The organism is Acinetobacter lactucae (assembly GCF_013344765.1).
Lineage (GTDB): Bacteria > Pseudomonadota > Gammaproteobacteria > Pseudomonadales > Moraxellaceae > Acinetobacter > Acinetobacter lactucae_A.
The window spans coordinates 1-11,332 of record NZ_JABVBF010000113.1 but is presented as its reverse complement, the minus strand read 5'-3'; the positions used below and the strand labels follow the sequence as shown (position 1 = coordinate 11,332).

Sequence of the window (11,332 nt, the reverse complement as noted above, 5' to 3'; positions counted from 1 at the left end):
TATTTAAGTAATGTTTCAGCCATTTTTCTATCAACAACGTACGCAAAAGCATAGCAAGCACGATGAAAAAAATCTGGAACCACTTCTAATACTTTTTTATTCAAAAAGTTATAGTCTTTAAATTCACCTCTTGTTTTTAGGCATTCCTTCATTTGAATACCGCCTAAACTAAATAGCAAATTCGATGGTAAGGATACTTTTTCTAATTCTTCTTTTAATTTATCAATCGTTAAATCATCAGGCAATATTGCATCATCTTCAAAAATCAATGCATATTCATCTTCCGATTCAAGGAAAAGCTCTAAAGCCTTCAAATGAGATAAGGTACATCCCAGTTCACTTGGCGTTAAAGGCTGAGAACGACCTTTTACTGCCATTTCAAAATATTGTTTTACAGGTAGGTCTACCCCTTTAATTCCTACTTTCGTTATAGGCAAATATCCTTGTTCAAAAAAATTTTGATTGAGGAACTTGCTTAAACGAGGGGATTTTTCATCTTCGATAGTTACAACATAAATCTTCATTAAGCTATTCCCCTTTTAAACAGCGAGTATCATATCTAATGTAAAATAGAGTTAATATATCTTTTTTATTTTCTTGTATTGTCATGATTCGTTCAATTCAAAAAAAATGGTACAAATACCAACAAGCAAAAAAAGCAAAATCTTTTGACTCTCATTGGTATATGCGTTTCGGCTGGCTAGAGCAACCTTTTACAACACTTGAGCAATTAGATTCACTCTTTGAGATCCATTCCCCTAGAAAGTTCACATTTGCAGATAGCTTTTATGCTTATGAAAATGACCGTCATTTTATTTTTTTTGAAGAAGTCGATGATCAACATCCGGTGGGCTTTCTTTCTGTTCTAGAAGTCTTTAAGGATGGCACTTACACACCACCTGAAACCATTTTAAAACTCGATTACCACCTCTCATATCCTTGCGTATTTAAAATAGATAACACTTGGTACATGGTCCCAGAAACTTCTGCCAATAAAACGATTGAGCTTTGGAAATGCACTGAGTTTCCACTGAAATGGGAAAAACATTCTAATCTGATTGAAAATATTGAAGCAGTCGATAGCACTCCTTTTTATCATGAAGGCTTATGGTATCTGTTTACTTCAACGCGTCGTGATTGTAAAAAATTTGGTGATCGTTTAGACCTGTTCTTTACCGAAGATATTTTGAATCCTGAATGGCAAGAACACCCAATGAATCCAGTGTGCCGAGGCAGTCAACAGTTCCGTATGGCGGGTAAACCTTTTATTTATAAAGGGCAACTGGTTCGACCAAGCCAAGATTCGTTAAAACGTTATGGCGGCAATATCGAATTAAAGGCAATTACTCAGCTTAGTCCAACAGCTTATGAAGAAAAATTACTAGAAGTGGTTTTACCAGACTGGAATCAAGCAGATGACGGGTGTCATACCATTAATGTCGAAGATAACTTCGTGGTACTTGATGCCATCCGCCTTACGCCAAAAAATAATTAAGTTTTCAGCAGGCCTTTATAAATATGAAGCGTCTGCTCGGCCATGGCTGGTACAGTCAGTTCAGCTTTGGCTCTTGCATATAAAGGGCTAAAATCATTTTGAGCCTCAGGTTGAAGTGCACATTGAATCGCTTTTGCTAAACCTTGTGCATCTCCAATTTCGGCTAGATATTGCTCTGGCAACCACTCGATCACACCGTTCACTTTAGTTGAAGCCATGGCTTTATCGGCCTGTAAAGCTTCAACCATAACAAGTGGGAAACCTTCACGATCTGATGATAAAACCACAATATCAGCCAACTGCACCAGATCACGTGCATCAGTTCTAAACCCAAGAAAAGCGACCCGATTTTGCATGTTCAATTCGCTGACTTGCTTTTCCAAACTTGCTCTAAGTGAACCGTCACCAATAATCCATAAATTGGCATCAATCTGTTGCATCGACTCAATCAGTAAACTGATATTTTTTACCGGCTCTAGACGTCCAATACACATAACAACTTTTTTCTTAGGGTCTAGCTCAGCAAAATCTTTTTGAATCGATTGAAGCAACTTTTCTTTATTTTCAGCTGTAAGAGCAGGTTGAAGATATACACCGTTATAAACCACGTGTGCTTTAGCCTCTGGAATGCCTTGCGTGAGTGCTTGGCTCACCGCAATAACAACATCACCTGCTAAATAGGCCGATTTATTCTTTTTAGTGCCATGTACCGTCGTTACAAACTTTGGTCCAGATAAAAATGGCTTAATTCGGGCAATCAGCTCAGCCGCCTTTCCTGCTTGTGCATGAACAATAGCAGGTTGAATTTGCTGGATAAGATTTTTAAGCTGCCAAAGTAAAAAAATATTCCAACGGCTACGTGCAAAATCGACAGCATGAAAATGTACTTGTTGGCTAAACTTGTCTACATAGCAAGGATGTGCAATGACATGTACTTCATGATTTAAAGCGAGCTCATTAACAAGGTTAAAAGTGTGCTGCTCTAAACCACCAACTCCACCACTCGTTGCCAATACCTGAACAATTTTCATAGCTTGCCTACTTATTTTTTATCTTTATTCATCGTCTGTTCAAACAGTTTGGCTTCTTTTAGAAATGCATAAAACGCGTTAATCATACTATTTACGAAACCACGCCAACCATTTAAGAAACTACGGCGAATAAAATAAGACTTCATAAAAGTCACAGGCATCACCAAGACCAATTTAGCAATACTTGGAGACTTTCCTTTTTGATATTTCTCTAATGCTTTTAAATTGGAATATTGGTTATTTTTTTCGACTTTAACGAAAATGCTCGACTCACCATAATGATAAATATCATGTTGAGCGCGCTGAGATTCACCATCCACAATCACATTTTCATGGACTTTATTGGCAAGATCGTAATGTCCTTTAGACTTGCGGAAAAAACGCACCTTTGCATGTTTTTTAGTATGTTTACTGTTGGGAACACCTAAAAACACATCATTAATCGGTGTGATTAATGCATCAAGCTTGTTTTGTTGAATGGTCTCAATAATTTCTTGTTTTAACTCGTTAGATAAGACTTCATCGCCATCTAGATTGAGTACCCAATCATTACGACACTTTGCTAAAGCTAAACTTTTTTGCCCAGCATAACCTTGCCAGTCTTGATGAGAAATTTGCGTATTTTCAAAGTGCTGAGCAATTTCATAAGTATTATCAGTACTGCCCGAATCTAAAATAATAACTTCATCGAATTCACTAACACTTTGCAAAGTCCGCTCTAACCAAGCACCACAGTTTAAAGTGACAATATAGACACTACATGGAATTTTATTCATAACTTATAACGTCCTTTAGCAAGGGCGATACGCATCTGTAAAGCATTCATGGCACCATGCGTGCTGACACGTGGAATATTAAATTGGTTATCTGCTTCATACGCTTCGATTTTTTTACGAGTTGATACGGCGTTTTTAAAGCCAATCTCTTGTGCCATTTTCTGGTGCTTTTCGTTAAATCGACCAAATGGATAAGCAAAGCTCGGACATTTTCCAACTAACGCTTCAACGTCACGTTTAGACTGAAGCATTTCATCGTAAGCGGTTTGGTCATCAAGCTTCAGTAAGTTCACATGATGCTGGGTATGCGCACCAAACTCAATAACACCAGATTTGGCCATTTCGTGGATTTGCTCATGAGTTAGCTTTTCAATGCCTTCAATTTGAGTTGCCAAATAAATGGTTGCTTTTGCATTATATTTTTTGAGTAATGGATAGGCATAAAGATAATTATCCATAAATCCATCATCAAAACTTAAAGCAACCACATTCTTTTGATTGCGGTATTGTTCAAGCTCAGAAACAAAGCAAAAAGTAGCCTTTTTACGCGTCAACAACTGTAAAAGTTGCTCAAACTTTTCAGGAGGCATGTTCATACCAGAGGCTGCATCTTTAGGGGTAACCTGATGCAACATCACAATGCGTGGTAGTTTGTCCGAACGGAACGGAAGCCAGAATGTATAGTTACCCAGCACATATAAAAGTGCAGCAAGTGCTAGTAGGCCTACCGCAACGTACAAAAACCACATCATGCATACACCTCATGTGACCATTCATAATCTTCTGAAAGGGGCTGCTTAAATGTCACCTCAACCATAAACTGTGTGATGCGCTTAGCATTGAAAGATTTACGTGTTTTCTCCCAACCCTCTTTCGCTATTTTTTCAGCCTGATCTGGGTTTTGATCAAAGAATTGGATCTTCTTGGCCAAGTCAAACTGATCATCAAAGTAAACCACTTCCTGTTCGCTGTAGAGCTTCTCAAAGCCTGGAATTCTTGGGCTAAACGTGAGTAAACCATTACCGGTCAGTTGTACAATACGGTCAGAACTATACAAGGTTACATCATTACGACGTGAGTAATTAAGTCCCATTTTTGTTTCAGATAGAACTTTATAATACGCTTTCCCATAAACACCGGGTTGCTCAAAACAACCATAATATTGATAATTCACATGACCTTGTTGGAGCGCTTCTGCCAAGTCCTTTAAGAACTTCTCACGCTCAGGCTCTTTATAAACGACACCACAGAAAATAAAAGTCTTGTCTGTGTTAGCATTTGAAAATTGTTGTAGCGTTTCTACATTACGGTGACCAACATTTGGCAAATAGGCCACGCTTAAATGGGGTTGCTTTAACTTTTGTAGATATTCTCCGCCTGTTGTACAGAAAATAGTATCTAAATATGGCGAGAATGCTTTAACAAAGTCGAGTTTGCTTTCAAGATAAAGCGGGTCAACATACCAAAATGCAATTTTAGTATTTGGATAAGATTCTTTAATTTGTCTTAGAACATCTGGACTCATTAGGTCACTATGTCCAATCAGTACCAAGTCCGGCTCAATATTATTAACGACTTTTAGGACTTCTTTATTAGCCCAATTGGCACCCAGTTTTTTTGTTTTAAAAATGGTGCCCATTCGAGCCATGTCACGAAAACTAAAATCATAAACGAAATGGCCATTTTCAATTAATCCGGCAGAAATTTTACGGTCTGTACAGTAAAAATGGGCGCCTTGTTTATTAAAGCCAAAATTTGCAATATGCAATATTTTCATTTATTTACTCAAAATAAAAAAAATTTAATTTTTTGCTAAAAGATATGTTGCCACACGGTCAGCTTCTTTAAAAGCGTAAGGTTGTGGTAACTGTACAACACAAGTCTGCTGTGAAATTAATTTTGATTCTAACATTTGATCAACTGAGTGCGTAATCCGGTCGTCTTTCAAACGGTCCATTTCCATCACCCCTACTCGACAACCTGCAGTAAGTGCCTCAAAAATCATAGACACACTGTCTTCTGTTACCCATACAGCTTCTGCTTTTTGCATTTCCTCAAAAATCCATCCTTGAGGTGTTTGCTCAACTGGAAATATTTGTAACTGTTGGGCAAAGCTTTGTGACCTTAAAATATCGACAAACTCTGCTGGAGTTCGGCGTGAAGTCGTCAGAATAATTTCAGCGTCTGGATTATTCTCAACAATTTTTTTAACACTGCTTAATACTTTATCTTGGTTCCATTTATGCCGTTTAGATGAACCACCTAGAGCAATTAAAATTCTGGCTGTTTGATGACGCTTTTCATTACGAATTGGATTGAGTGCACCACGCGTGACAATCACATGGCTATCGGCGTGAATGCCGTCATGCTCTGGAATAACAGCATAATCAAAGCAACCAATCGGTAAACTCGGCTTCATTAAAATAATCGTTTTAGCCTTTTTGAAAATTTTACCGAGTAACCAAACACGAAAATGTGTGTGGCTTCCCACCCCAAATACAAAATCAGGAAGTTGTTTAAATAAGGAATTTTTTGAAGAGAAAAGTGCCTGAATTAAAGAAATAATCGGCAAATCGGAAATTAAAACCTCTTCAAAAGTTGTTTCTGGCTCTTGTCTTTGCATTGCCTGAAACAAGCCTAATGCTTGTGAACGGTGTCCTGCCTTACCATCAGACACATAGACAATATGCATAGAAGCTCCCTAAGCCAAAAAATAAAAAAGGCGAAACCGAAGTTCGCCTTTTTATGTTAACGGATTAACTTATTTTACGTAAGTTAACCAGTGTTCATATTTCGGATTTCTACCTTGAACCGCATCAAAATAAGTCTTTTGAATTTCAGTGGTAATTGGGCCACGGGTACCCGAACCGATTGGACGGTCATCGTATTCACGAATTGGTGTTACTTCAGCAGCAGTACCTGTGAAGAATGCTTCGTCTGCAATATAGAATTCGTCACGTGTAATACGACGCTCAATTACTTGATAACCAAGATCTCTAGCAATCGTCATTACTGTTTGACGTGTAATACCATCAAGTGCACCACCAGCGATATCTGGAGTGTGTAAAACGCCATCTTTAATCAAGAATACGTTTTCACCTGAACCTTGGCATACATAACCTTGTGGGTCCATTAACATTGCTTCATCGTAACCTGAATGTGCAACTTCTTGGTGAGCAAGAATTGACAATGTGTAGTTACCAGATGCTTTTGCTTTACACATCGTCACGTTTGGATGATGGTGAGTAAACGATGAAGTTTTAACGCGAATACCTTTCGCCATCGCTTCATCACCAAGGTATGCACCCCATGCCCATGCTGCAACAGCGGCATGAATCGTGTTATTTGTTGCTGCAATACCAAGTTTCTCTGAACCGATCCAAATCAGTGGGCGTAAATAGCAAGAAGCTAATTTATTTTCACGAACAACATCGATTTGTGCTTGTTCAAGCGTTGCTTGATCATACGGCACTTTCATTTGATAAATTTTTGCTGAATTTAACAAACGTTTTGTGTGGTCTTGAAGACGGAAAATGGCAGTACCTTTAGGAGTTTCATAAGCACGAACACCCTCAAATACGCCCATACTGTAGTGTAAAGTATGGGTTAAAACGTGAATTTTTGCATCACGCCAATCTATTAATTTTCCATCTTGCCAAATAAAACCATCACGATCAGCCAAATTCATGGAACACTCCAAATTGTTATAAAATCATTCACTATCCAACTCAACCGAGGCGGTTGGGTCTATTAATCTTTGCCATAAATTGCAAACGACCGCACGGGTACTACGCCACTCCGCTGCGCTGACTTGCATGGATTGATTTGCAAGGGCTAAGCGGTGGCTTTCGGCACGTTCACTAAGATAGGCTCGAATTAATGCTGTGGCATCTTCACTGGATAAGCAGTCTGCTTTAGCAGCATCTTCTAATATTCTTACATTATCAGAATAATGGGCGAGATCGGGTTTCGTCCCGCTCCATGCAAGTACAGCATACTGTGCCATAAATTCGATATCGACGATACCACCTGCGTCCTGTTTTAAATGAAAAATACCATGTTTTTTTTGTTCAGAAGACGAACCTAGGTGGTCTTTCATTTTCTGACGCATTTTCAACACTTCCTCACGAACATAAGCCTCATCTCTAGATTGAGTCAATATCTCGCGTCGAAATATTTCAAATTTCTGGCAAAGTACCTCGTCACCTGCAATAGAGCGGGCACGTACTAATGCCTGATGCTCCCAAAGCCATGCACTTTTCAACTGATAGTGTTCATAAGCCTTAAGACTGGTCACTAATAAACCGGCCTCACCTGAAGGCCTTAAACGTGTATCAATTTCATAAACACGACCATCAAGCGTTTGAGTGGTCATCAGTGACATAAACTTTTGAGCAACACGCATAGCAAACTCAAAGCCACTAATAGACTTGGTTCCATCCGTATCGGATTGTTCATCTAGATAGTGAATAAAGACAAGGTCTAAGTCAGAACCATAGCCAAGCTCAATACCGCCCACTTTGCCATAACCAATGACAGCAAAAGCTTTGTAGTCGAGTGAGCAGCGTTTCCCATCAACATCTTTTGGGTAACCATGGCGCTTCGCCACAGTTTGATAAGCCAAATGAAGTGTTGCATTAACACTCACTTCAGCAATATCGGTTAACGCATCAGATACTTTCATTAGCGGACTTTCAGCTAGCACATCACTAGCAGCAACAGTGAGTACATTGCTCTTTTTAAAGAGGCGAAGTGCTCGCATTTGGTCTTCGACCTGATCAATCTCAATACGAAGCAACTGCTGACGTAATGAGTCTTCTAAATCCTTACGCTTTGGCAACTCGAAATCCATCGATAGAAACTCATCAAGCAGTACTGGATACTGAGTCAGCTCTTCACAAATCCACGGGCTCACGGTCGCCATTTTTACTAGGCGTTGTAATGCCCCCTTACTTTCAATCAGCATCACCAAATACACAGTTCGACGCATGACCGATTCAATCAGCGGCATTAAACGCAACAGTGCAGTTTGTGGTTGTTCAGACTGTAAGATCGCTTCAATCAAATGAGGCCAAAATGTTTTTAAACGCTGCACAGCATTTGAAGGAAGTTTTTTAAGTGCATGACCATGCCAAAACTCATGAATCAGATTTTTCGCATTGTCATCCAGTACTTCATCTAACTGCTGCTCTAACTGCCCAAAATTTTCAGTTGTAGCATTAGAGCTGGTATCTTCAATGAGCTGCTTAAACTGAACTTTAACTTTTTGACGTTTCTCGTTAAGAACATTAATAAATTCATTCCAGCTTACAAAGCCCAAGGTATCTATAATACGTTGTCTTAATTCAACTTCTTCTGGTAGTAGTTGAGTTTGCTGGTCATTGAGCGCTTGAATCGCATGTTCAACACGGCGTAAAAACAGGTAGGCATCTTTAAGCTCGAATACAGCCTGCTTTTCTAATAAACCAGCTTCCCCAATATGCTCAAGGCTGACTAAACATTGACGGTCTTGAAGCTCACGTTTAGAGCCGCCGTAAATAAGCTGGAAGACTTGAACAATAAACTCAATTTCGCGAATACCACCTGCCCCGAGTTTAATATCATCCTCAATATGACGGCGCAGAACTTCGCGCTCAATCATCGCTTTCATATCACGCATAGCAGCAAAAGCGGTGTAATCGACATAGCGGCGAAATACAAAAGGACGTGTCATTTCTAACAAGTCTTGCCCTTCTTTACCGCCAGTCACAACACGCGCTTTAATCCATGCATAGCGCTCCCACTCACGGCCATGCTGACTTAAATATTTTTCTAAAGCTGCATGACTAATCGCTAGTGCCGAGCCATCTCCCCAAGGGCGTAAACGCATGTCGACTCGAAACACAAAACCATCTGCGGTAATGTGTTCAAGCAAATAAATGAGTTTTTGTCCCCACAAAATACAGAACTGCTGTACATCAATACATTTACGACCATTGGTTTCACCCTGTTCATCAAAGGCAAAAATCAAGTCGATATCACTCGACAAATTAAGCTCTTGTGCACCGAGCTTACCCATGGCAACGACAATCAAATCTTGAACTTTGCCAGAGTAACTCATCGGTTCACCGTGTTTCGCCACAAGCGCTACACGTGCAAAATCCTTTGCTACACATATACTGGCATCAGCAAAATCAGAAAGTTCACGAGTGAGTGTAACAACATCGGTAAGCTGATTGGCATCCTGCCAAATCCAACGAAACATTAAACGACTACGTAAAATGCGTAATCCACGCATCCAAGATATTTCGTCAGCAATTCCATTTATTGTAGTTTGGACAAATTGATAAATCTGTTCGGTCGAGAGCGGTGCAGCAAATTGATCTATTTGATAATCTTGTTCTAAAACAGCCTGATGCAAGCCTAAAACTTGTTCAGCGTACTGACTAGCACGCAATGTTTTTTGTAACTGCTCCGCATTCATATAAAAAGCTCTTTTCCTCGTACTCTCTTTTTTAGTTATAGCAGTTCGAGTAGTAGTAGGAAAAGGGATTAGACTAATTTTGCTTCCGATGAAGAGAGATGTTCGGTAAGCGCCTCATGACTTTCGTGAGCCGAAGGTAATAAAACTTTAAATGTCGTTCCAACCCCTTCTTTAGAGCTAACAGTAATTTGTCCCTGATTAATCTCGACAAAACGCTTACAAAGACTCAAACCTAAGCCCGCACCTTTTTCACCGGCGGTTCCTTTAAAACTAGCTGTAATACGTGGATGGAACAAATTTGTCATTTGTTTTTCAGTCATACCCAAACCAGTGTCTCGAACTGTTATTTCTACATTTGTGTCCACTTGCCTAGCTTCAATAAAAACTTTGCCTGATCCATCAATATCTGTAAATTTTAGCGCATTTGACACCAAGTTTTGGATTACAGAAGTCATCATATTGATATCGGCATAGATATTTAAATCATCGGGAACATCATTGACCAGTTCAATATTTTTTTTCAATGCTAAAGTACGCAAAACATCACAAACGATATTGCTAACTTGTCTAAGCTTAAAGTTAATTGGGTGATAGACAAAACGCCCACCCTCTGCCATCGCCCATGTTAGTAAGCTTTCAAGTAAGTTATAAGTCGATTGTGAAGTGTCGTATAAATAATCTGCAATGTTTTGAATACTCGATTCATCTAAAGTTTCACGCTCTTTGGCGAGTACCTCAGAAAACCCGAGTAATCCATGAAACGGCGCTCGTAAATCATGCGAAATAATCGAGAAAAATTTAGTTTTACTTGAATTAATCGCAACCTGTTGCTCGTAGAGTTCGTTTAACTCTTCATAGTTAAACTTCAATTCGACTTGCTGCATAAAAGTAGAACAGTAATCGAGCAACAATTGAATATCGTCATCTTCAAATGTAGCGGCATCGTCATCGAAAAAGACAGCAAAACCCATAGACGTTTTATCAGGATGTAAAAGATGCACGGCCAATGCCCTGCTGCACTCGATGTTTAGTTCTTTTAAATAGTTGGTTAAGTTTTGATAAGAAGGATGTGAGTGATTAATGATCTGTTGTTTAGCAAAGCACTGTTTTAAATGTTTCGAAGGTTTAAACGAGATAGCCGTCATGCCCTCTGGGCAACGATGCCAAAAGTAAGGTTCCTGATTAAAAGTCAATAAGGCTTTTTTACAATTCAAAAGACGAAGACTAAACCGAAAAAATTGCTCAATATAGTTCTGCTCGGCATTCAACCCAAGCAAAAGCGATATTCTACAAGCACTTAACTGCTCAATCTGGTTTAGTTCTAAATGTTGGAATGTCATTGCCCGCCTCACAGATTTTGTCGCTTTTGGTCGGAACCGCTCTTAAAAGAAATGTACTTATAATCATTATGATCTACTACAAACTTTAACACAGTACATAAAAAGAGCAACGTTCTTTTCGAAATAGAAATGTGAAGTTTCAATTAAAGGTTTTCAGATACACAAAGTGGGTATACTTTAGAAAAATACAACAATTTTTTTAAGGTAGAGAATTGTATGATGTTAGA

Annotated in this window: 10 protein-coding genes; 1 reads left to right on the top strand and 9 read right to left on the bottom strand. The window is 39.0% G+C overall.

From position 1 onward, the window contains the following. On the bottom strand, positions 1 to 524 hold a 524-nt coding region (locus tag HUN22_RS11840), incomplete at its 3' end, for a glycosyltransferase family 25 protein (RefSeq protein WP_174729544.1). Positions 525 to 607: 83 nt separating this feature from the next. Here HUN22_RS11840 and ghy point away from each other — a divergent pair. Next, positions 608 to 1,495: a glycosyl hydrolase Ghy gene (ghy, locus tag HUN22_RS11835; protein ID WP_174729540.1), complete on the top strand. Its 888-nt coding sequence runs from the start codon at positions 608 to 610 to the stop codon at positions 1,493 to 1,495. Here ghy and HUN22_RS11830 read toward each other — a convergent pair. The 8 genes from HUN22_RS11830 to HUN22_RS11795 all read right to left on the bottom strand — a co-directional run bounded on the left by HUN22_RS11830 (position 1,492) and on the right by HUN22_RS11795 (position 11,105). Next, complete coding sequence (locus HUN22_RS11830; protein WP_174729537.1) at positions 1,492 to 2,526, bottom strand: glycosyltransferase; 1,035 nt, start codon at positions 2,524 to 2,526, stop codon at positions 1,492 to 1,494. The two genes, ghy and HUN22_RS11830, sit on opposite strands and share 4 nt — an antisense overlap. 11 nt (positions 2,527 to 2,537) lie before the next feature. Further along, a complete protein-coding gene (locus HUN22_RS11825; RefSeq protein ID WP_174729534.1) occupies positions 2,538 to 3,302 on the bottom strand; it encodes a glycosyltransferase family 2 protein in 765 nt (254 codons plus the stop codon). Further along, complete coding sequence (locus tag HUN22_RS11820) at positions 3,299 to 4,054, bottom strand: polysaccharide deacetylase family protein (RefSeq protein WP_174729531.1); 756 nt, start codon at positions 4,052 to 4,054, stop codon at positions 3,299 to 3,301. The genes HUN22_RS11825 and HUN22_RS11820 overlap by 4 nt, the downstream gene beginning before the upstream one ends. Next, complete coding sequence (locus HUN22_RS11815) at positions 4,051 to 5,079, bottom strand: glycosyltransferase (protein ID WP_174729528.1); 1,029 nt, start codon at positions 5,077 to 5,079, stop codon at positions 4,051 to 4,053. Before HUN22_RS11815 ends, HUN22_RS11820 begins: the two co-directional genes overlap by 4 nt. A gap of 24 nt (positions 5,080 to 5,103) precedes the next feature. Further along, positions 5,104 to 5,994 (bottom strand): mitochondrial fission ELM1 family protein, encoded by an 891-nt coding sequence (locus tag HUN22_RS11810; RefSeq protein WP_174729525.1) that lies wholly within the window; start codon positions 5,992 to 5,994, stop codon positions 5,104 to 5,106. Positions 5,995 to 6,063: 69 nt separating this feature from the next. Then, the gene (locus tag HUN22_RS11805) at positions 6,064 to 6,990 is read right to left on the bottom strand and encodes a branched-chain amino acid transaminase (RefSeq protein WP_174729522.1); all 927 of its coding nucleotides are present in this window, start codon (positions 6,988 to 6,990) and stop codon (positions 6,064 to 6,066) included. A 24-nt stretch (positions 6,991 to 7,014) separates the two neighbouring features. Beyond that, positions 7,015 to 9,765 (bottom strand): bifunctional [glutamate--ammonia ligase]-adenylyl-L-tyrosine phosphorylase/[glutamate--ammonia-ligase] adenylyltransferase, encoded by a 2,751-nt coding sequence (glnE, locus tag HUN22_RS11800; RefSeq protein WP_174729519.1) that lies wholly within the window; start codon positions 9,763 to 9,765, stop codon positions 7,015 to 7,017. 68 nt (positions 9,766 to 9,833) lie between these two features. After that, positions 9,834 to 11,105 carry a sensor histidine kinase gene (locus HUN22_RS11795; protein WP_174729516.1) on the bottom strand — a complete coding sequence of 424 codons (1,272 nt, stop codon included), beginning with the start codon at positions 11,103 to 11,105 and terminating at the stop codon, positions 9,834 to 9,836. Positions 11,106 to 11,332: the final 227 nt, after the last annotated feature.

Bases quoted from the DNA above. Each gene is read 5' to 3' on its own strand.
- ghy (WP_174729540.1), top strand. From the start codon at position 608: ATGATTCGTTCAATTCAAAAAAAATGGTACAAATACCAACAAGCAAAA.
- HUN22_RS11830 (WP_174729537.1), bottom strand. From the start codon at position 2,526: ATGAAAATTGTTCAGGTATTGGCAACGAGTGGTGGAGTTGGTGGTTTA.
- HUN22_RS11825 (WP_174729534.1), bottom strand. From the start codon at position 3,302: ATGAATAAAATTCCATGTAGTGTCTATATTGTCACTTTAAACTGTGGT.
- HUN22_RS11820 (WP_174729531.1), bottom strand. From the start codon at position 4,054: ATGATGTGGTTTTTGTACGTTGCGGTAGGCCTACTAGCACTTGCTGCA.
- HUN22_RS11815 (WP_174729528.1), bottom strand. From the start codon at position 5,079: ATGAAAATATTGCATATTGCAAATTTTGGCTTTAATAAACAAGGCGCC.
- HUN22_RS11810 (WP_174729525.1), bottom strand. From the start codon at position 5,994: ATGCATATTGTCTATGTGTCTGATGGTAAGGCAGGACACCGTTCACAA.
- HUN22_RS11805 (WP_174729522.1), bottom strand. From the start codon at position 6,990: ATGAATTTGGCTGATCGTGATGGTTTTATTTGGCAAGATGGAAAATTA.
- glnE (WP_174729519.1), bottom strand. From the start codon at position 9,765: ATGAATGCGGAGCAGTTACAAAAAACATTGCGTGCTAGTCAGTACGCT.
- HUN22_RS11795 (WP_174729516.1), bottom strand. From the start codon at position 11,105: ATGACATTCCAACATTTAGAACTAAACCAGATTGAGCAGTTAAGTGCT.